23 protein-coding genes are annotated in these 19,825 nt (G+C 68.6%); 15 read left to right on the top strand and 8 right to left on the bottom strand.

What is annotated here, in order from left to right; all coding sequences use genetic code 11:
* Positions 1–108: 108 nt before the first annotated feature.
* From ACLJOU_RS46205 to ACLJOU_RS46195, 3 genes are all read right to left on the bottom strand, one after another.
* Entirely contained in the window at positions 109–672 is a 564-nt protein-coding gene (locus ACLJOU_RS46205; RefSeq protein WP_410575654.1) for a DUF6624 domain-containing protein, read from the bottom strand.
* Positions 669–1,073: a hypothetical protein gene (locus ACLJOU_RS46200; protein ID WP_410575653.1), complete on the bottom strand. Its 405-nt coding sequence runs from the start codon at positions 1,071–1,073 to the stop codon at positions 669–671. Before ACLJOU_RS46200 ends, ACLJOU_RS46205 begins: the two co-directional genes overlap by 4 nt.
* A gap of 375 nt (positions 1,074–1,448) precedes the next feature.
* Positions 1,449–1,892 (bottom strand): hypothetical protein, encoded by a 444-nt coding sequence (locus ACLJOU_RS46195; RefSeq protein WP_410575652.1) that lies wholly within the window; start codon positions 1,890–1,892, stop codon positions 1,449–1,451.
* A 227-nt stretch (positions 1,893–2,119) separates the two neighbouring features.
* On the opposite strand from ACLJOU_RS46195, the gene ACLJOU_RS46190 reads away from it, so the two are divergent.
* Positions 2,120–2,986, top strand: coding sequence for a helix-turn-helix domain-containing protein (locus ACLJOU_RS46190; protein WP_410575651.1), 867 nt, complete (start codon positions 2,120–2,122; stop codon positions 2,984–2,986).
* Positions 2,983–3,354, top strand: a complete 372-nt coding sequence (locus ACLJOU_RS46185) for a DUF397 domain-containing protein (RefSeq protein ID WP_410575650.1) — start codon at positions 2,983–2,985, stop codon at positions 3,352–3,354. The genes ACLJOU_RS46190 and ACLJOU_RS46185 overlap by 4 nt, the downstream gene beginning before the upstream one ends.
* On the opposite strand, the gene ACLJOU_RS46180 is transcribed toward ACLJOU_RS46185, so the two are convergent.
* Positions 3,279–4,190: an NUDIX domain-containing protein gene (locus ACLJOU_RS46180; RefSeq protein ID WP_410575649.1), complete on the bottom strand. Its 912-nt coding sequence runs from the start codon at positions 4,188–4,190 to the stop codon at positions 3,279–3,281. The two genes, ACLJOU_RS46185 and ACLJOU_RS46180, sit on opposite strands and share 76 nt — an antisense overlap.
* A gap of 38 nt (positions 4,191–4,228) precedes the next feature.
* Complete coding sequence (locus ACLJOU_RS46175) at positions 4,229–5,572, bottom strand: helix-turn-helix domain-containing protein (RefSeq protein WP_410575648.1); 1,344 nt, start codon at positions 5,570–5,572, stop codon at positions 4,229–4,231.
* Positions 5,573–5,751: 179 nt separating this feature from the next.
* Between ACLJOU_RS46175 and ACLJOU_RS46170 the strand changes: the two genes are divergently transcribed.
* The 4 genes from ACLJOU_RS46170 to ACLJOU_RS46155 are packed head-to-tail and all read left to right on the top strand — an operon-like array spanning position 5,752 to position 9,186.
* Positions 5,752–6,345, top strand: a complete 594-nt coding sequence (locus ACLJOU_RS46170) for a dTDP-4-dehydrorhamnose 3,5-epimerase family protein (RefSeq protein ID WP_410575647.1) — start codon at positions 5,752–5,754, stop codon at positions 6,343–6,345.
* Between the two features lie 44 nt (positions 6,346–6,389).
* On the top strand, positions 6,390–7,376 hold the full coding sequence (locus tag ACLJOU_RS46165; protein ID WP_410575646.1) for a dTDP-glucose 4,6-dehydratase: 987 nt from the start codon (positions 6,390–6,392) through the stop codon (positions 7,374–7,376).
* The gene (locus tag ACLJOU_RS46160; RefSeq protein ID WP_410575645.1) at positions 7,373–8,560 is read left to right on the top strand and encodes a DegT/DnrJ/EryC1/StrS family aminotransferase; all 1,188 of its coding nucleotides are present in this window, start codon (positions 7,373–7,375) and stop codon (positions 8,558–8,560) included. Before ACLJOU_RS46165 ends, ACLJOU_RS46160 begins: the two co-directional genes overlap by 4 nt.
* Positions 8,560–9,186, top strand: coding sequence for a formyltransferase family protein (locus ACLJOU_RS46155; RefSeq protein WP_410575644.1), 627 nt, complete (start codon positions 8,560–8,562; stop codon positions 9,184–9,186). Before ACLJOU_RS46160 ends, ACLJOU_RS46155 begins: the two co-directional genes overlap by 1 nt.
* Positions 9,187–9,242: 56 nt before the next feature.
* On the opposite strand, the gene ACLJOU_RS46150 is transcribed toward ACLJOU_RS46155, so the two are convergent.
* Positions 9,243–10,394 carry a UDP-N-acetylglucosamine--N-acetylmuramyl-(pentapeptide) pyrophosphoryl-undecaprenol N-acetylglucosamine transferase gene (locus ACLJOU_RS46150; RefSeq protein WP_410575643.1) on the bottom strand — a complete coding sequence of 384 codons (1,152 nt, stop codon included), beginning with the start codon at positions 10,392–10,394 and terminating at the stop codon, positions 9,243–9,245.
* A gap of 304 nt (positions 10,395–10,698) precedes the next feature.
* Between ACLJOU_RS46150 and cutA the strand changes: the two genes are divergently transcribed.
* Positions 10,699–11,025: a divalent-cation tolerance protein CutA gene (cutA, locus tag ACLJOU_RS46145; protein ID WP_410575642.1), complete on the top strand. Its 327-nt coding sequence runs from the start codon at positions 10,699–10,701 to the stop codon at positions 11,023–11,025.
* 78 nt (positions 11,026–11,103) lie between these two features.
* Here cutA and ACLJOU_RS46140 read toward each other — a convergent pair whose 3' ends face one another.
* Positions 11,104–11,811: an HAD family hydrolase gene (locus ACLJOU_RS46140; protein ID WP_410575641.1), complete on the bottom strand. Its 708-nt coding sequence runs from the start codon at positions 11,809–11,811 to the stop codon at positions 11,104–11,106.
* Positions 11,812–11,899: 88 nt separating this feature from the next.
* On the opposite strand from ACLJOU_RS46140, the gene ACLJOU_RS46135 reads away from it, so the two are divergent.
* Positions 11,900–13,093 carry a helix-turn-helix domain-containing protein gene (locus ACLJOU_RS46135; RefSeq protein ID WP_410575640.1) on the top strand — a complete coding sequence of 398 codons (1,194 nt, stop codon included), beginning with the start codon at positions 11,900–11,902 and terminating at the stop codon, positions 13,091–13,093.
* Between the two features lie 236 nt (positions 13,094–13,329).
* Here ACLJOU_RS46135 and ACLJOU_RS46130 read toward each other — a convergent pair whose 3' ends face one another.
* Positions 13,330–14,448: a helix-turn-helix domain-containing protein gene (locus ACLJOU_RS46130; protein ID WP_410575639.1), complete on the bottom strand. Its 1,119-nt coding sequence runs from the start codon at positions 14,446–14,448 to the stop codon at positions 13,330–13,332.
* Between the two features lie 161 nt (positions 14,449–14,609).
* On the opposite strand from ACLJOU_RS46130, the gene ACLJOU_RS46125 reads away from it, so the two are divergent.
* The 7 genes from ACLJOU_RS46125 (at position 14,610) to ACLJOU_RS46095 (ending at position 19,767) form a co-directional block, all read left to right on the top strand.
* The gene (locus ACLJOU_RS46125; RefSeq protein ID WP_410575638.1) at positions 14,610–14,798 is read left to right on the top strand and encodes a hypothetical protein; all 189 of its coding nucleotides are present in this window, start codon (positions 14,610–14,612) and stop codon (positions 14,796–14,798) included.
* A complete protein-coding gene (locus tag ACLJOU_RS46120) occupies positions 14,795–15,151 on the top strand; it encodes a hypothetical protein (RefSeq protein ID WP_410575637.1) in 357 nt (118 codons plus the stop codon). Before ACLJOU_RS46125 ends, ACLJOU_RS46120 begins: the two co-directional genes overlap by 4 nt.
* Entirely contained in the window at positions 15,139–15,540 is a 402-nt protein-coding gene (locus ACLJOU_RS46115) for a hypothetical protein (RefSeq protein ID WP_410575636.1), read from the top strand. The genes ACLJOU_RS46120 and ACLJOU_RS46115 overlap by 13 nt, the downstream gene beginning before the upstream one ends.
* 330 nt (positions 15,541–15,870) lie before the next feature.
* Positions 15,871–16,365 carry a hypothetical protein gene (locus ACLJOU_RS46110; protein WP_410575635.1) on the top strand — a complete coding sequence of 165 codons (495 nt, stop codon included), beginning with the start codon at positions 15,871–15,873 and terminating at the stop codon, positions 16,363–16,365.
* A 634-nt stretch (positions 16,366–16,999) separates the two neighbouring features.
* The gene (locus ACLJOU_RS46105; protein ID WP_410575634.1) at positions 17,000–17,464 is read left to right on the top strand and encodes a hypothetical protein; all 465 of its coding nucleotides are present in this window, start codon (positions 17,000–17,002) and stop codon (positions 17,462–17,464) included.
* On the top strand, positions 17,461–18,474 hold the full coding sequence (locus tag ACLJOU_RS46100; RefSeq protein ID WP_410575633.1) for an SAM-dependent methyltransferase: 1,014 nt from the start codon (positions 17,461–17,463) through the stop codon (positions 18,472–18,474). The genes ACLJOU_RS46105 and ACLJOU_RS46100 overlap by 4 nt, the downstream gene beginning before the upstream one ends.
* Before the next feature lie 291 nt (positions 18,475–18,765).
* Complete coding sequence (locus ACLJOU_RS46095) at positions 18,766–19,767, top strand: S1 family peptidase (RefSeq protein WP_410575632.1); 1,002 nt, start codon at positions 18,766–18,768, stop codon at positions 19,765–19,767.
* Positions 19,768–19,825: the final 58 nt, after the last annotated feature.

Genomic DNA, 19,825 nt, shown 5'->3' with positions numbered 1-19,825 from the left:
ACAGGCGCTGCTCTCCCTCGCCCGTCGCCGGGTCAACGTCCTGTGGGCCATGATCCGGGACGGAGCCCGCTACCAAGCCACACCCGTCACCGCGGCGGCTTGACAACATCATTGAGAAGCTCCTTCGACTGCGGCAGTGATCTCCTCGAAGCTGGCGTAGGCGGTGTCGAGGTCGGCGTCGGGAAGCGGATCGAGCCCGACATCCGCCCGGGCGAGATTGACCTCGGCCGGCCGGTGCAGCGGGTAGAGGCGGTGGACCTCGCCGATGTTCAGCCACTGGGTGCCGTAGCGCTGGCCCCGTGTCTCGTCGGTGGCGACCCGGTCGGCGAGGTAGGCCAGATCGCGCGGGCTTGCGTCTCCGCGGGCGACGGCGTCGCGCAGCTTCGGCAGCCAGCAGGCGCGATATCGGGCGGGCGCGTGCTGGGCCAGGATCCAGGCAGCGTGGGCGCCGTCGGTCCCGACGGCACTCACGCCGGGCCAGCCGTGGACCGCCACGATCGGTGCGAGCCAGCGCAGGTTGTCCTCGTCGACGCGCTGCACGGCAGCCCACTGCCGCGGCGTGGGGCCCGCCGGGTCGAGCTGGGCCCGGGCGTGCTGGTCCGCGGCCGCGCGTGCGATCAGCTCGTTGCGTAGCGCCGCCAGCGCTGCACTGGGTGGCCGTGCCGGGTTCACGGCTGCGCCGATCGAGTTCGCGACGTGGGAACGGCCATCGCTCGCGTGGTGGTCAGCAGGGCCGCTTGCGGCGGCAGGTCTGCCGGGGTGGGCTGCTGGACCCAGTGCCATAGGCCCAGCGCTTCGGTCTCCGGAGAGGGCAGCACCACCACCGCGGTCTCACCGACCACGCTGACGCCCAGTGGCACCAGCGCGGCCAGGTCCTCCAGCGTCACGGTGCCTGGGCCGCTCAGCAGGGTCCATCGCTGCCCGCCGGGATGGGCCAGAGCCGGCGCCGGCATCGCCCGGACCCGCAGGCTCGCCACCACCTTGCGGCCCAGCCCGGCGGGCATGGTGACCGCGCCGAACACCCCGCCGAGCTGCAGGACGATCCGGTCACCGTCGACGAGTCGAGCGGGCAATCCGCATTCGGTCTGGTAGTACTCGCACCGGTGCCAGGCTGTGTTGCCAGACGCTGAGGCGGCTACGTCACAGGGGACAGGCATCGGCGTCGTCCTTCCGCATGTCGACGTCAAGGGCGGAGCAGCGCGGCAGGGCAGCGCCTTCCATCTGCAGCCTCGGCGTGGTCGTGTCGGCGTCGGCCGACGGTGTGTCAGTCGGAGTCGTCGGAGTGAACCAATCGGGGAACTGCGGCAGCGCGTGGCGCGGCGCTGCCGTGTCCCACGCGCGCAGTCCCTCCAGTAGCTGCTCGCAGAGCGCTACCGAGTCCGCGCCTGTGACGACGGCCGGGCGCTCACCGAGGTCGGAATCTGTGACGGAGGCGCAGGGGCCGGGCATCAGGCCGCGTCCGAGTCGAGGAGGTTCGCCAGGCGGGCGTGGCGCCCGCTGGGCTCGTCCTCGTCCTCGTGCAGCAGCACCGGGCCCGCCGGTGCCGCGTCCGCCGTGTGCCGCCCGGCCGGGACTTCGCGGTGTGGGGTCGGCAGGGGCCCGGGATGACGGCGTGGTGTCGGTGCGCCGTCGCGGGTGGCGCCGTCGAGGCGGGCGTAGAGCTCGATCGCCTCCCGCAACGCAGCACGCAACCGGCCGGCGTCCATCGGGTTGAGCACGGCGACGGTTGAGCCGATCGCCAGCGCCGGTCCTCGTTCGGCGATCAGGACCTCGGCGTGGCCCCGGCGGCCGTCGCGGTCGCGGCAGGGCACGGCCCACGCCCGTCGTCGCGGCTTCCACCCGGCTCTGACCAGCATGGCCAGCAGTCCGTGCCGCCTCTGCGTCTTGCGCATGCTCGTCGCCCACCTTCCGCGCGTGCCCGACCGGTCCGGTGCCGCATGGTCCCCGGCTGGCGCGTCTTGCCCAGGACGGCCGACCGTCCTCTGGAATGTTGCCGAACACTCGAAGATTATCGAGATAATTATTTGGAACATATCGACCGACCGGGTGTACTTATCGACAAGACCGGTACTCTCAGCAGCATGTCTCGTGACGACCGAGCGCCCAGGAAGGAACACCCGTGGCCCTAGCCTCGAGCACCCTGCGAGCATGGGAACTCGGCCTCCGACTGCGCCGTGCCCGCACCGCGCTCGGCCTCACGGCCGCGACCGTCGCCAAGCAGGTCGGCATCCAGGCCAGCAACCTGTCAGCCATCGAAGCCGGCAAACGCCGACTCACCGAGAGCAACCTGCTGCGCCTCATCGACTTCTACGAACTTGACGAGGCCGACCACGACGTGCTCAAACGCCTGCACACCGAGGCCGAGCAGCGGAACTGGTGGCACGACTACGCCGAGCTCTACAGCGAAGAATTTCTGCGCTTCCTCGGTCTGGAAGCCGGCGCCAGCACCGTCTACGAGTGGGCGCCGATCTACGTCTCCGGCTTGCTGCAGACCAGCGACTACGCCCGCGCCACCATCCGCGCGGGCAGCCCGTACATCAAGCCCGTCGACGTCGGCCCGCGTGTCGAGACCCGCCTGGCCCGTCAGCCCCTCTTGGACGAGGGCCTGTCGATGGATGTGCTCTTCACCGAGTACACGTTGCGCCAGCAGGTCGGCGGTCCCGCCGCGATGGCCCGCCAGCTCGACCGCATCATCGACGTCGTCACCCGCCCCAACAGCACCGTCCGGGCACGGGTTGTCGACTACGCCGCCGGCGCCCACGCCCTGACCGGCGGACCGCTGACCCTGCTCAGCTTCGCCGGCAACCTGCTGCCCGACCTCATCTGGCAGGAAACCGCGATCACCGGCAGCCTCATCGACAAGGCCCAGGTCATCCGCGAGTTCAAGGCCAGCTTCGAGAACGTCTTCGACACCGTCGCCCTCGACGCCGAGAAGTCCCTTACCCTCATCGAGAACATCCGTCACGAGATGGAGGCCGCCGCGTGACCACCTCTGCCCGTCACCAGGCCCACCTTCACACTGGCTGGTTCAAATCCAGCTTCAGCCCGTCCCAAAGCGGCTGCGTCGAAGTACGCTTCACCGGCACTAGCGTGCAGGTCCGCGACACCAAGGATCACGGCGCCGGCCCTGTCCTCAGCGTCGACATTGCCGCCTGGCCCGGCTTCATCGCCGAAGTCACCGGCGCCGCGGCCACCGGCAGCAACCACGCCCTGCGCATCGAACACTCCGCCGCTGGCGGCGCGCGCCTGCACAGCCTTGACGGCACCACCACGCTCACCTACACCGACGATGAATGGACCGCCTTCACCGCCGGAGCGACAGACGGCGAGTTCGCGATCCCAGCGGCGGCGTAACACCGCAGGATGAAGCCGGACAAGGCAGCGACGAGCCGGCCAGCGCTGCCACCCTCAGCCACCCGGAGGATCGGCAATTTTCCGTTGTGACCGAGGACCCGGACCCCAGCCAGGGTCCTCGCAACCGGCCGGCGCGGCTTACCCACGAACCGGCTCGAAGCGGATGCCCTGTAGACGAGCGAGCTCGGTCGCCGAGGGGGAGGGAACGACCGAGCCCGCCGGTGGCACCTTAGCCGCCCGCGGCGCAAGTACCGATTCGTCAAGGAAAGGTCCGCCTGTATGGCGCACACGGGAGACCAGGGGAAGCCCTGACGAGGACCCACGACGGTATGCCGCGATCGTTCGGTCAACCGGGCCGGCGCGCCGCCTGAGTCAGCGTCCCGACAACACCGACACGGCTGGATGAGGCCAGCCTTACAGCCCGAACCGCTCGCCACGACGGTAAAGCTCCACACCCGCGTGGGTGTACGGCACGGTGCTTTCCGGCGGCGAGGTTTTTGGGAACCATGCGATCTGCGAGCACTTGTGCGGCTCGGCATTGCGTGGTTCACTCTGCCATCGCCGCGCACGGAAGAAAAACCCGACCCTGCCTGGCCCTCAGGATTCAAATAGTGGACCGAGGTGACCATCTCCAGATCATCACGGTCCACCTCGACGTCGATCTCTTCGCGGGCTTCCCGGATGATGGCGGCGACCAGGTCCTCGCCCTCTTCGAGCTTGCCCGAGGGCAGATTCCACTGGCCGTCCGCGTAGCCGGTGTTCGCACGCGTGGCGAGCAGGACCTGCTCGCCACGTTCCAAGATGATTAGGACGTCAACGAAGCTGGTGTAGGGCACGGTAAGTCTTCCTGAGAGCCGCCGGGGTCTGGGCCTGATCAGGCAGGTACGTGAACCCGGGCAGCGAGATCACGAATTCCCGGCACCGCTGCACGATTCTGGTTCAACAGCGCGTCGACGATGGTGCGGACGGCCGCGCGGGTGTGCACTTCACCGGGTGCGCGGCGTTCGGCGGCCAGCAACGTGCTGTACGCCGGGCCCGGTTGACCCAGCTGCAACTGGACCGCGGCCAAGTCGACCAAGTAGCGCCCCTCCCGCTCCAGATCAGGGAACCGCACCCCGCGGGCCGTGCGAGCGTGCTGCAGCGCAGCCCCCGGCTCGCCGAGCAGCTGTTCCACCGAGACGCGGTGGCTCAGCAGGTTCGCCCGGGCCCGTGCAGCCCCGGCGCCGTCGAGCCGGCTCGCCGTCGCGGCAGCCTCTGTCAGCAAGTCGCGAGCTCGGGCACCGTCGCCGGCCCGGGCAGCGGAGTACCCGCCGGTGCACAGCAGGCTGGCGTGCAGCAGGAGATGGCGCGGGTCTCGGCCGTCGAGCGCCAGTCGGTCGGCTGCCTGCACGACAAGGGTGCCCGCCCGGTCGTGGTCACCGGCGCGGCGGCACACACCGGAGAGCATGCGCTCGGCTTCGGCGAGAATGAGGGGCTGACCTGCTGCTTCCGCAGCCCGCACGGCGCGGTCGGCGCTGATCCACTCCAGCCCCGCAGGGCGGAGCTTGACCAGCGCGCGGGTGACCAGCGTGTAAGCCTGAGCTGTTGCTCCGGCGTCCTGAGCGGCCTCCGCGGCTCGGACCAACGCCGGCAGCTGGTCGGCCAGCGCCAGAAAGTCGGACTTGCCGAACGATGCGCGCGCCGCCGCGAGTGCGCGGGTGAGCCCCACGGTCGGCATGGCCGGGCCGATGGACGTTCGGCTGCCGAGGAGGACGTCGGACAATCGGGTGGTGAGCACGACGGCCGGATCCGGTAGTGCCCCGGAGGCGGGAGACGCGGCGGCCTCCGCGGCCGGGGCGCCAGCGACGGCGGCGCCGATGGCCACGCCACCGGCCTTCAAGAAGCTGCGTCGACGCACGTCGTCCTCCTCCGGGGCGGGCTTGGTGCCCACCCTAGAAGGGGCCGGGTCGATGCGCCCGGTCGCCACGCCCTCGGACCCCTCCAGCCCGAACGCCGCTGCGGGCAACTGCAGCACCTCGGCCAGCCGCCGCAGCGTCACCACGTTCTCCATCCGGCGACGACGCGCCTCCATCTTCGAGATCACGCTCGGGTGAAACCCCAGCCGCCGGGCGAGCTCGGTCTGGCTCCACCCGGCTCGCTCCCGGGCGAGCTGCAGGACTGCGGGGTAGTCGCGGCGCTCGATCGCGTCAAGCAAGGGCGAGGACATGATCAAGAACATCAGGGCCCTCCCACCGCCGGAACGAAGACTAACCCAGGGTAGCGGTCTAGTGACCCTGTCAAGGGCACTGTGCCGGTTCGGCACAGCCGTGCCTAGCTGGCACAGAACCCCCCTCATCTGCCCCTGAATTCCTAGCTTCGAGTTGTCGCGATGACGCGCCGATTTCGGGAGGGAACAGGATGGAATCACGCATCGAGCCGCTGCCGATCTCCGGAGCGTGGAAGGTCACGCCCACGGCCTTCGTCGACGACCGCGGATGCCTGCACGAGCCGTTCCACGGTGGACAATTCGCGGCGGCCACAGGCATCGATCTGGCGGTGCAGCAGGCGACCTGTTCGGTCTCACACCACGGCGTGCTCCGCGGCATCCGCGTGACAACGGAAGCCGGGCCGGCGAAATACGTAACCTGCACCGCAGGCGCGGTGCTCGACGTCGTCGTCGACGTGCGGGTCGGTTCCGCGACCTTCGGCCGTTGGCACGCCGAGCGTCTCGACTACGAGAACCGAACAGCGCTCTACCTCGCGCCCGGACTAGGGCACGCCTTCCTGGCTCTCTCCGACACCGCAACGCTGTTGTACCTGCTGTCCCGGCCACATCAGGACACCGACGAACGCACCGTCAACGCTCTCGACCCTGACCTCGCGATCGCCTGGCCACCTGGCATCACGCCGCAGCGAGCAGAGCGCGATGCGGCCGCGCCAGGACTCTTCGAAGCCCGCCAGGCCCGCACTCTGCCCAACTACGCCGCCTGGTCCGCCCTGCACCGCGGCTGACATCCGCACGCTTCTCGCCGTCCGACTCAACCGAAAGGATCACGATGCACACCGTCTTCGTCACCGGCGGCGCCGGATTCATCGGCTCGCACCTAGTCGACCGGCTCATCAGTTGCGACGACATCGCGCAGGTCACCGTCCTCGACGCGCTGACCTACGCTGGCGACCGCCGCAACCTCGCCGACGCCGAATCCTCGGGCAAGGTGCGGTTCATCCACGGCGACATCCGCGACCACGACACCGTCTCCGCCGTCCTTCCCGGCCACGACTGGGTAGTGCATCTGGCCGCCGAATCCCACGTCGACCGCTCGCTGATCGACGTCGGACAGTCGGTTCGCACGAACGTCATGGGCACCCAGGCGCTGCTGGACGTGGCGATGCGCGCCGGCGTGGCGAAGGTGGTCCACGTGTCCACCGACGAGGTCTACGGTCCCCTGCCGACCGGGGCCGCCGCCGAGACCGCGCCGCTGCGGCCCACGGTGCCGTATGCGGCCAGCAAAGCCTGCAGCGACCTGCTCGCCAGCTCCTACTTCGTCTCCTGCGGTGTACCGGTGTGCATCACCCGCAGCTCGAACAACTACGGACCGCGCCAGCACCCCGAGAAGCTGATCCCACGTTTCCTCGGGCTGCTGCTGTCCGGCCAGCAGGTGACCGTCCACGGCCGCGGACGGCACGTCCGCAACTGGCTGCACGTCGAGGACAACTGCCGGGCCATCGAGCATGTCCTGCGCACCGGCGTGCCGGGCGAGACCTACAACATCGGCGGTGGCACCGACCTGACCACCATCGAGCTGACCAAGCTCCTGCTCGAGGCCACCGGCCGCGGCGCCGACGCCATCACCTACGTCCCGGACCGCCCCGCCAACGACATCCGCTACAGCATGACCTGGGACAAGATCGCCGCCCTCGGCTTCACACCCACCCGTGAGATAGAAGCCGGGCTGGCCGACACCATCGCCTGGTACTGCCGGCACCCGGACCGACTCGCGCCGAGCACCGCCGTGGCCGAACCGGACGGGGTTCCCGCGTGAGCATCGTGACCAGCCCGAGCGGGCCTGCCGCCAACGCCCGACCGTTCCTGCACGGCCCCGAGCTGGACGCGATCAGCCGCGCCCTGCAGTCCGGCCAGTACGGACACGGTCCGGAGACCGACGCCTTCGAACGGGAACTGGCGGCCTATCTCGGCGTCGACGACGTCGTCGCGGTCGCGACCGGCACCGCGGCACTGCACCTGGCGCTGCTGGTCGCCGGCGTGGTCCCAGGCGACGACGTGATCGTGCCCTCGCTGACCTTCTGCGCCAGCATCCAGGCGATCCTCGCCACCGGCGCTCGCCCCCGGTTCGTCGAGGTCGATCCCCGCACCCTGTGCACGACCGCAGAGCACATCCGGGTCGCGCTCACCTCAGCCACCCGCGCCGTCATGCCGGTGCTCTACGGCGGACGCGCCGTCGACCTCACCCCCATCCGCGACCAACTCGCCGACCGCGGCATCGCCGTCGTCGAGGACGCCGCCCACGCCTTCGGCTCCGTGAACGGAGATCGCTTCGTCGGCGCCACCGGAGACCTGACCTGCTTCAGCTTCGACGCCATCAAGGCCCTCACCTGCGGCGACGGCGGCGCCATCGTTCCCCGCAACCCGGCCGAAGCCGACGAGCTGCGCCGGGCCCGATTGCTGGGCATGACCGCCGCCCGGGAGGAGCGGGTGCACACCGTCTCCTACCAGGTCAGCACCCCAGGGTTCCGGTATCACCTCTCGACCCTGCACGCCGCCATCGGCCGCGTTCAGCTCGCCAACTTCGCCAAGGTCGCGGCCCGTCGCAAGCACCTCTGGCGCCGCTACGTAGCCACCCTCACCGACATCCCGGACGTCGTCATGGTCGACCTCGACGTAGCCAACACCGTGCCGTTCAACTGCGTCGTCCGCGTCCCCGCGAGGGTCCGCGACGCCGTGCACGCCCGCCTGCACGCCGCCCGTATTCAGGCCGGAGTGCACTATCCGCCAAACCATCTACAGCCTGCGTTCGCCCCCTGGTCCTGCACGCTCCCCGCCACCGAAGCCGTCGCCGCCGAGATCCTGAGCCTGCCTTTCCACCCCGACCTGACCGACGCCGACATCGACCATGTGGCCGCGACGCTCGCCGCCGTGGTCGCCGACGAACACCACGCGTTGGGCCACCGCGACGCCGTCGGCGCCGCACCACAGAAAGGACTCTGATGCGCCGCGCCGCCGTACTCGGAAAAGGCCGCCTCGCCGTCCACGCCTGCGAAGCGATTGCCGACTTGCCGGACCTTTCGCTCGATACCGTCGTTCCGACCACACCAGAGCCAAGCTGGGACATCAGCCTCACCGACACCGTCGGCACCCGGTGGCCCGAGGTCCGCGTCATCGAATCCGGCGACTGGCGCGACCTCGAGCCCGGCCGGTGCGAACTCGTCTTCAGCGTCCTCTACGACAAGATCATCGGCAGCGACCTGATCGACGCGACCCCACAGATCATCAACTGCCACCCCGGACGCCTCCCGCAGTACCGCGGCGTCCGACCGGTCAACTGGGCACTGCGCAACGGCGATGACCTCGCCGGCATCACCTTGCACATCGTCGACGAAGGCGTCGACACCGGCCCGATCCTGGCTGAAGCACTGTTCTCCATCTGGCCGGACGTCGACGAGGTCCGCGACGTCTGGTGGCGCGCCATCGCCCACGGCCGCCAGCTCATCACCGACACCCTTCCGCGCCTCCAAGCGATCACCCCGCGACCGCAAGACCCAGCTCAGGCGGTAACGCACTACAGCCGCGACAACCATCAACTCGGCGACCGCGCTGACTGGACCCGGACTTAGTCCGTCCGCCTCACGTGACACCTCGAGCGTGTCAGTGGCCGTTGACCCGGATCAGGTCAACGGCCGCCGGCCCCGGCACGGTCGAGAACGAGGTCGACGAGCCGGTCTCCGGCATCCGGCCGCCCATGCTCTCGCGCCTTCGTGGTCATCGCCTGTCGGCGCGCAGGGTCGGCCAGAAGCGGGTCAAGCGCATCTCGTAGAGCCGTCGCCGTGACCTCGCCCAGCAGGGCGTTCGCCGCCCCGACCTCCGCGAGGTGCCGCGCGTTGTAGGCCTGCTCGCCGCCGGCCGAGGACGCCAGCGGAATCAGGACCGAGGGCAACCCCAGCGCGGTCAGTTCGGCGATCGTGCCCGCGCCGCTGCGCGAGATCACCACGTCCGCCAGCGCGAACACGTCCGGCAACTCCGGCCCGACGAACCCGACGGGCAGGTACCGACCCGCCAGCGCCGCCGGCAACGCCTCGGCAGTCGCCTGCATCCCCGGCACCGCGGACGGGCCGCCCTGGTGGATCACGTTGGCCCGTTCCAGTAACCACAGCAGGATGTCGCCGACAAGCTGGTTGATCTGCGCTGCGCCCTGCGCGCCGCCAGTCACGTACACCGTCGGAAGATCTCGATCGAACGCGTCCAGCGCCAGCGCTTCGAAGGCCTTCTCCGCGTGGCCGGCCAGAATTTCCGGTCGCACCGGGTTGCCCGTGACGACCGCACGTTTACGAGCCCGCTCTGGCAGCAGCGGCACCGTCGACTCCGACGACACAGCCATCGCCGTCGCCACCCTGGCCAGCAGACGATTCGCCAATCCCAGCCGCACCGTCTGCTCATGCACCACCAGCGGCCGCCGGCAGACCCACGCCGCCAAGCTCACCGGCACTGCCACGTAGCCACCCGTCGCGAGCACCACGTCCGGCCTGAACGTTCTCACCGCACGCACCGCCTGAAACACTCCAAACGGGACCCTCGCCATGTCCTTCACGTTCGCCCACGACAACATCTTCAGCGGATTTCTCGCCCGCCGGACCTTGCCGGCGGCAACCGCCACAAACGAGATGCCTTCACGTTCAGCCGTGCGCGCCTCAAGACCCTCACCAGTTCCGACCCACAGAACCTCCGGCCGCAGATCCTTCGCCAAACGCGACTGCAGAGTACGAATAGCCGTCAACGCCGGATAAGTGTGACCGCCCGTTCCGCCACCCGTCACCAGCAGCCGCACCGGTCGATCATCAACCACTTCACTACGATCGGCGTTCAAGACGATCGCCCTCCCACCACATTGAGCCACGATCTGAACGCGGCGCACGAATTGGCATAAACCCTGCCACGCCTCTTGGAGGGACTTGCAGCCAGGTGCGACCAGAAACAGGACAGCCACCTATCACCTGACGAAGACGGTCGTCTCGGGGCCCACCGATATCGCAGGACTACCTCTACCAGAGGTAGCGAGGCTCTTGGATGGCCGCTCAGAGGCGACGCCGCGTCAGCCTGTCGTCGCTTCGATGCGGTCATAAGCTCGCTGTATGAATGTTCACCTTCTCGTGACCACGACGACCCCAGACCGAGCCTCTGCCGCAAAGATCGCTACATCGGCGCTGGCCGCGCACCTGGCGGCCACCGCGCAGGTCACCGGTCCCGTGGCGTCCTTCTTCTGGCATCTCGGCGAGCAGGGCGAGGGTGAAGAGTGGAACGTGACGTTCAAGACCACCGATGCCCGCTACGCCGAGCTCGAAGCGCACATCGTCGAGCAGCACCCGTGGAACAAGCCGGAGGTGACCGCCGTCGAGTTCGTGCGCGGCTCCGCCGACTACCTGCGGTGGCTCGAGGAATCGACGAGCGCCGAGGCATAGGTGCCTAGCCGGGTCAGCAGCTCGCCGACCGCGGGCGTCGACCGGTACTGCGTTAGCTGGCACACGACGGGCGGGACGTCAGAGCTCGGAGAAGATGACAGCCGGAACGTCCGACAGAGTCGACACCGTCCGAGTCGCCCCAGCGTGACGCAACTCAGCTTCACTGGTCTTGCCAGTGGCCACGCCTATGACTCGCACGCCTGCAGCTAGCGCGGCTTGGACATCATTCGGCGTATCGCCGACCAGAACGACCTGCTTGTTGATGAAACGCGCGCCAGTCCGCCCCTCGGCTCGCTGTCGTGCAATCTGTACCAGCTCCGAGCGCTCGGCGTGATCGTCACCGAATGCGCTACTGTCGAAATCAACGAAGCGTGCGAGGTCGAATACGTCCAGCTTAATACGCGCTACATCCCGCAGATTGCCGGTGAGAATCGCCTGGTGGATCGCGGGATCGGCAGCGAACCGAGCGAGCGCTTCCAGAGCGCCGGGTAGAGCGCGTCCGGTGGTGGCCAGTTCTTCGCGGGCGTCCTCGTAGCCCTGCACCAGGGCGTCGGCCAGCTTCTGGACGGCCTGGTCGGTCGCTTCCAGCCCGTTGACCTTCAGCGACTCGGCCATGATGTCAAGCTCGGTCCGGCCCGCGATGGTCGCCAGCTTGGCCAACGGCCGGCCGGTAGCTGCGGGAAAAGCCCGGTCGTAGATGGCCCGTCCGACGCCCCGCGTCTCGATGAGTGTGTGGTCGATGTCCCACAGCAGCAAGGTTCGAGGTGCGGCGTCAGGCGTGGTCATGTTGTGAGTGTGCCATCCGTGACGAATTGAGTGCGGCGAGATACCATTCGGGCTGGTCAGAAGCCCAGCGGGGAGGCGGCACAAGATCGTGAACGACCAATTGGCGCGGATGGTGGGTGATCGGGTGCGGTTCTACCGCACGGCCGCCCGCCAGACGAAGACGGTCGTCGCCGGGCTCACTGGTATCACGCCGGACTACCTCTACCAGATCGAACGCGGCCAGAAGCTGCCCACGATTCCAGTGCTCGCACAGCTCGCCGAAGTCCTGCGCGTCAAGCCGGGTGACCTGCTGAGCGCCGAGCCAATTGCGGCGCCCCGGCGCGCCTCTAATGCTGCCGGGGACGCGATCTACCGCGCCATGACTGCGCCGGCGACAGCAGGTCCAGCCCGTGTTAGTGACCTCGGGCGCCAAGTCTGCGAGGCCTGGAGCACCTGGCAGACGTCCGGCCACCGTTACAGCGAATTGACCACCGACTTGCCAGAGCTCATCGCAACCACCGACGCGACGGTCCGCGGCACCTCGGGCAAACACCGGCGCCAGGCGCAGTCCGTAGCCGCCGACTTGTACGGCCTCGTTCGGACCGTGACGAAGCGCATCGGTCGCGTAGATCTGTCCCTCCTGGCTGCCGACCGCGCACAGCGGTCCGCGGAACAAGCGGACGATCCGCTCCGGCTAGCCGGAGCCCGCTGGAACCTCATCCAGGTCATGCTCGCCGATGGCCACGCCCAGGCCGCTGAAGACGAAGCCATGAAGGCGCTCACCGAGCTTCAGGCCGCGCTCGGTCCGGACCACCTCGACGCTGTGGCGATGTCCGGCGCGCTTCTCCTCCTCGCTGCCGTGGCCTCTGTCCGGGCCGGGGATGCCTGGACAGGCCGCGAGCGACTCCGACAGGCGACGCCGCTTGCCGAGCGAGTCGGCGACCGCAACGTCTGCTGGACCGCCTTCGGGCCGACCAACGTGGCGATGTACGCCGTCTCAATCGAGGTGGAGTCCGGCGAGGCCGTCGAGGGCTTGCGGCTGGCCGCCCACATCGACCATGAGCGATCGCTCTCGATCGAGCGACGGGTGGCATTCTTGCTCGACCAGGCGAAGGGCTACGCACAACGCCGCGAGTTCGCCCAAACCCTGGCCCTCTTGACGACCGCCGAAACCGACGCACCGGAAGACGTCAGCTTTCGGCCCGCGGCCCATTCGCTGATCCGTACCGTCATGAAACGCGGGCGACGGACCGAGGCAGCCGGCGCCGTCCAGCTCGCCAACCGAGTCGGCCTGCCAGATTAGGGCAACCCCTCGCCAGGTACCTACCCGAGCTGACAGTTCGGGTTACCGGCAAGTAATCGTCCTACCGTCGAGTTCTGGCACCCCGGCGGCCGGTTGATCGTCCTCTCGCCTCCGAGGTCACGGGCGAACTCCCGCGTGCATTAGTTCTCGTTCACCGTGATGCGTCCCGGTCGTCGGGTGCCACTCAGCATCCGCAAGCAACGAACGAGGCGATCCTGGTGCACCACGGCGAACGCTCATCGACCCTGAGTAATCAGTTCGACCTCACTCATCCGGCGCGCAAGCCTCGTGGAGTTGACGTCCACGGCGGCAGCTCTCGCCTCGTCAAGGGCGGCACGTGCCGCGTCCAGTTCGCCCGCACGGGCGTAGGACTCAGCCAGCCACGTCCGATACAACGCCACCTCGCGGGCGTGCGCGCGGTCGTAACGGTCGATCGCAGCCGTGAGCAGCGGCGCCGCGGAGACCGGATCCCCCAACTCGATCAGGCAGCGGCCGGCCATGACGTCGATTTCATCCCGCGACATCCAATACACCCATTCGGGTTCGGGAACATCGACGGTCCGCTGGGCGTAGGCGGTGTCGACCTCATCCAGCGCCCGGCGAGTGGCCTCCTGGTCGCGGGATCGTGCACTGGCCCAGGCCAGACGCTCGAGCAGGAGTGTCCGGACGACCGGCGAGGCTTGCCGAGCGCCGGTCACCGCGCTCCTGGCGAGCAGCTGGGCGTCGGCCGGATCGCCCACGTTGGCCATCTGGTACGCCAGCGACGAGAACAGCTGCCCGACCAGCGCAACGTCTCCGGCGTCGCGAGCTGCGGAAACACCGTCCAGGTACGTGCGTTCAGCCTGCAGGTACGCTCCGGCGTCGCTGGCGACCCAGCCGGCCAGCTGCGCGAGCTCGCCGACCACCACGCGCAGCCGTCGGCCGACCTGCTCGGTGTAGCTTCCACCGTTCACGATGTCAGCAGCCTCAGCCAGCTCGCGTTGGACCAGCGGGTTCAGATCGCCTCCGCCGACGGTGTCGTCCAGGTGGCGAAGCTCGATGACCCGGCGCTCGAGTTCCTCGGCGAGACTGTCGCCGACGCGTCGACCGGCGGCGCGGTGCACCGCCACCGGCGTGTCGGACACCAGCCACTCGTGCGCCAGCCGCAGCGGGTCCAGCGACGGCCCGTACAGCGCGTCCACGGCCACGTTGAGCGCCCGCGAGTACGCGGTGACGTGTTCCGGTTTGACGGTGCGTTCACCGTTCTCCAGCTGCCAGATGTAGGTCTTGCTGTAGTGCGTCTTCGCCGCCATCCTCGACAGGCTGATCCCGGCGGCCTCGCGCGCCGCCCGCAGTTGTCCACCCAGCTCGTGCACGATCTCCCGTCCCGCTGCGAACAGTTGCGAACGGCGATTCAGTTCCCATCACGCCTCGTAGCTACCAGGCTACCGGAAAGGCGAATGCGACGCGTCTATTCGACATGCGACCACTTGTCGGGGCAACAACGCGTCACACGAGTGAATGTGAGGAGCGCACGATGACAGTGGACTATGAATCGCTCGCGACGCTGCTGCCAATCACATTCACCGCCCTGTTCGCCATCGCATTCGCCATTGGTCTGGCCCAGCAATGGGCGACCAGCCGAAAGCGAGCGCGTGCAACTGCCAGCCGGAACGCTTCTCCGCGCTGTAGCCCGGTCAAAGACATCGGACGCGGCCTCCGATGACCATCCCCGTCAAGAGCCCGTTCGCGTTCCTCTGGGACGAACCGGCCAGCGAGCCGTTCACCACCTTGCTGAAACGCCACTGGGACTTCCATCCAGTGTTTGACACCGACGGCCTCCTCGAGAAGATCACGGGCGCCTTCGCGTGGGATGCGGACGGCTTTGTCGACGCCCTCCGCATCAAGAGCGAGACCGACGCCGCCGCCCTGCGTACGGATCGAGCCGGCGGGAAGGTCTGGGAACGTGAGGGCGACGCCCTCGACGTCCTGCACCAGCTCGTCGACATTCCCGAGCCCAGCGACCCGCGCGCGCCCCGTCTCGTGATCGGCTCGGCTCCGAGGCTGTGGACACCGTGAAGTGGCCGTGGGCGCGGGGACGCGCGCGACGAGAGCTCACCCTCGTCCAGGCACGGCAGGCACTGGTGTCGCTGCCGGATGTCCGCTGGCGCGATCCCGAGTCCGAAGAACAGGCACGCACGCAGTTGCAGGAGATTGCCGCGATCGTCGGCCGCGCACTGGGGCGAGTTCATGCGTCATCGGACGAAGCGCGCGCGTTGAAGTACGCGCAGGCGAGGTTGACCGCGTTTCTTGTGGGCTGGGACGACCCCCATCTGATCGCACCGACACACATCGCCCCCATGTACGAGAGCCTCACGGATGCACTACGCGACCTTTCTGCCCGCTTGGCAACGAGCAAAAACGCCGATCCGCCAGTGGACCCCGACGAGCCCGTCCCTCGAAACTGAACCCTCCAAGAATCCCAGCCCGGACAGGCGATGTGCGTACCTCCCTCCCGTCCGGTCTGCGCGCCTCGACCGAACGCGGCTTCCAACCTCCGGGCGGTCGAGGCGCATCCAACGTGTTCATCCACGAACCTGAAACGTGATCATCATGCAAGACACCTCAACCACAACATCGTGCTGCCACGAGGCCAACCGCGAATATGCCGCGTCAATCTCGTCTCCGTCGACTCCGCAGATGTACTCGCATCAGCAGGCTCCACCCCGCCGTCATCGGTCTCGCCCGTACAACTGCGCACCTCGCCGCCTCGCTGACCAGGTCACCGGAACACACTGATGACAGACTCCGAACGATTGCTGGATCACCCCGGCACGCCGCCGATGAAGCTGCTCGGCTTGATCACCGATGCCTACACCGATGCGTTGCTACGACTCGCTTATGCCGAGCGTGACCGTCATGACTGGACGTCCTACCGGCAACTCGGCTACGACCTGATCGGGGTCGGAGCACAGGTCCTCATCCACGCCTGCGCTCGTCATGAGCAGCCGACCGACGACCCGCGGGAGGTCGCGGCAGAAGTGGTCCAGGAGCTGCGGACCACTCTCGGCCTTGCCGAGCAAGTTGCGGGAGGCTCCGCGGGTGCTGACTCGGTGGCGATGGAAATCGAGGCGTTGGCCGAGGATTGCGCACAGGTCACCGGGCGGCTGTACCGACTTGCGGCTGACTTGTCGCCGTCGGGCATCGCCAAGATCAACCCACTCGGCGACGGTCACGACGACGCCATCGACAACAAGGACGAGGGCGAACGGTCGGATGGTGAACCCGCATGACCGACCGCAGCAGGGTGCACACCGATCACGGGGGCACCGGTCCAGGTGGGAGTCCACCAGCCAGCCCGAAGAAGAAGCGAGCCACGCCGAGCACGGCTAAGCGACTGCGACACCATCCCGCTTTGAAGGGTGATTGCCGATGGAAGCGCGGGGCTGCGGCATGACGGCGTCCTCAGCCATTCGGCCGGCCGCGACCGTTCTGCGGTCGCCGTCCACCAACCATCCGCGGATCCACCGCGTCGACGGCGCGACGTTCGATTCCACCGGTGTGCTCGCGCCTGCATGCGCGTCAGCGGATTCTCTACGCGACACCGTCTGTGCCGCTCAATCTCGCCGGCCCCGCTACCGCGACACCTCAGCCGCCGTGACGTGCGAGAGACCTCGATGCAGCGAAGACAACGCAGGCACCGACCCGCCCGACGATGCGACCAACTCTCCAGCAACCGCGGAGCCACCATGCCAGTAACCAACGGCGCGAGACCCGAGACCTATTGGTGGACCACCGTGCGCGCGCGGCCGCTGCACGACTACCTCGACTCCCGCACACCCACGGCCCGGATACGGCACTGGCCGATGCGCGATCCCGACTCCCCGCACACCATCCACCCGCTCCAGGAAGCTTTGGATAACCCTGATGACCACGACCGACACCGGCGAGCTCGCCCACGCCGTGGGCGCGGAACTACAGCAGCAACGAGAAGACCGCGGATGGTCCCGTCCTGCTCTCGCCGCATGGTCCAACAGCCAGGTGAAGGCGCGAACACTCGCCACGTGGGAGAAGGCCAGCCGCTCGATGTCCCTGCGCCAGCTCGGCGACGCCGGCCTGCTCTACCAGCTGCGGCCATCGGAGCTGCTGGCACGAGCTGAACGCCGCATCGCCTGGGACCCCGACCTGGCCGTCGATCTCGCTGTCCTGGCCGCCACCCAGCTCGACGCACTCCGTCCCGCGGCTCGCTGGGCACAAGACGAGCTCCGCGCTGATGGCCCCCCGTTTCGAGGGCTGGGGCCTGTCGACCTCGCGCGGCTGGCGGATCGATGTCGCCTCAGCATCGCGCACTTCACCATCCTGCTGTCCACCGAGGCACCGGTACACCCATGACGCCAACAGAAACGACACACGCCACCCCGAGCCACCCAACCGCCACCGCGGGGAAGCCGTGGTGGCAAAGTCCAGCCGGGACGAATCCGGACCGCATTAACCTCGCCTTCCTACTCGATGCCTTCCGCCAAGCCAAAAACAGCGACAACCGCGATGCCCGCTGCGTCAAATTTGCCCACATCAACGAACGTGACGCTGCGCTCCTGCTCGAAGCCCAAGTATCGGACGCCGGCTTCGTGTTCCGATCCGAGCGCTCGTTCCTGGATCGCGCTGCCGCTTACCTCGTGGCCCGGCAAGGCGTCAGCGCCATCGTGGTCGCCGGCGCGGGACTGCCCAACATCGACTTCGAACACGACCTGCACTCGGTCGTCCGCCGCAGCGAGGCAAGCAACCGAACCCGGGAGCAGAACACCACTCGTGCGAGCGTGATCTACGTCGAACACGACCCCCTGGTCCTGGCGCACCTGCGCACCCTCGCCGACGAGGACAACGGCGTCCACGTCGTCGATGCCGATCCCTGGAATCCCCACGCGATGTGGGCCACGCTCTACAACACCGCCGGAGAAGCTCCCGGCCTGGTCTCGCGCGATCACGACCACGTGGCGCTCCTGCTGGGCGGCGTGATGTCCTTCCACGGCGGCAGCCGCGCCGAAGCAGCGCAGGTCGTACAAGATCACCTCGCCCGGCTGCCCGCCAATGCGTTCCTGGCCATGACGCACCTGCTGCAGCCCGAGCATCCCGACCTCGCCGTCCAGGCACTCGAGTTCGAAGCTGCGCTCCAGCGCCGTGGCCCCGGCACCGGAAGTCTCGCCACCAGAGCCCAGATCGAAGCGATGATCCGCGGCACCACCCTGTTGCCGCCTGGGATCGGCCCCGCGTTCGCGTGGTTTCCCGACGGGCCGCCCACGGACACGCCGGTGTGCGGGAACTTCACCGCCGCGGTCCTCACCCAGAAACCCGAACCGGACCGCGACCTGCCGGAACCCCCGTGGCGGCCGCCACCCTCCTGACTTCCTGACCGTCCGTGCCCCGATGTCGCGGACAGTCAGGAAACCGGGGCCGGTGTCCTCGCACGAAACGAGAAACCTGCGCGAGGACACCGGTTGCCCGGATTCGACCGGCTACCGGGGTGGCCGGTCACCTCGCCCGCGATCACAGGTCAAGCAACCGGCCTCCCCGATCGTGGGTGACCACCGGTGCCTGGCCGTGCTCACGGCCCCCCGAGCACGGCCAGGCACCCACACCACACTAGGCGCGCCCAAGCTGCGCCGAATTCGTTGTCGAGAAGGGACATTCCACCCGTGCGTCTCAGAGCAACAGCTGCAGCAGCGCTTGCCCTGCTGCCGATGCTGTTCGGCGTCTCCGCCGCGACCGCCGACACCGGCACACCGCCACCCGCACCGTCCACCGCGATGGCATCGCCGCGGATCGTTGGCGGCGATCCCGCCCCGGTCGCCTACGCCGGCGCCGGATCCCTGCAGCTGCTTGACCACGACGATCCCAACTGGCATTCGTGCGGGTTCACCCTCCTGGAGCAGGGGTACGACGAAACCGGCCAGCCGGCCGCGGTGGCGGCCACGGCCAGCCACTGCCTGAGCAACCCGCCCGACCCGGCCGAGCAAGCGCGGATGAGCCCGGCCGAGAAGAAGATCTTCACCAGCTTCCGGACCGACCTGCGCGACTCCACCATCGACCGCAGCGATCCCGCGATCTACCACGCGCGATTCGGCTCGCCCAACCGGCTGCAGGGCGGCGTTGTCCGCGCCGGCAGCAAGCTCGTGGTCCCGGCAGGCTGGGCCTGGGGCAAGGCCGACAAGGATGGCAGGCTCTGGGACGTCTCCCTCATCCGGTTCGCCGGCCACGTCGACGGCGTCCGCCCGGCCCGGATAGCCCCCGCGTGGCTGTGGGCCCCCGCGCGGGCGATCGGCTGGGGCATCACCACCGACCCGGCCGCCTGGACCAGCCCCGCACCGGCCCAGCTCAGCCAGCTCGACGTCCCGCTCCTGCGCGCGGCCAGGTGCGCCCCCGGCGGCATCGGCACCGGCGAGCTGTGCGCCGGGGTCCCGCCGACCGGCGGCGGCGTCTGCAACGGCGACTCCGGCTCCGGGCTTCTGCAACGCCACGGCGGCGACTGGTACCTGCTCGGCGCGGCCTCCCGCACCATCGCCGAGTTCTGCGGCAGCGCGGCCATCTACACCGACTTCAGCACCTACCGGTGGTGGATGACCCAGCAGATCCGCACGTTGCTGCCCGGCGCCCCAGGCGCCACCACCCACACCGCGCCGGCCACACCCGTCGGCTGACCCACGCAACACCTGTTCCTGGGGTGGGCGCGGCAGATCCGATGCTGCGCCCACCCCG

Origin of the sequence: Amycolatopsis sp. cmx-4-61, from assembly GCF_046548775.1 — a bacterium.
Lineage (GTDB): Bacteria > Actinomycetota > Actinomycetes > Mycobacteriales > Pseudonocardiaceae > Amycolatopsis.
This window is presented reverse-complemented; position numbering and strand designations above follow the sequence as displayed.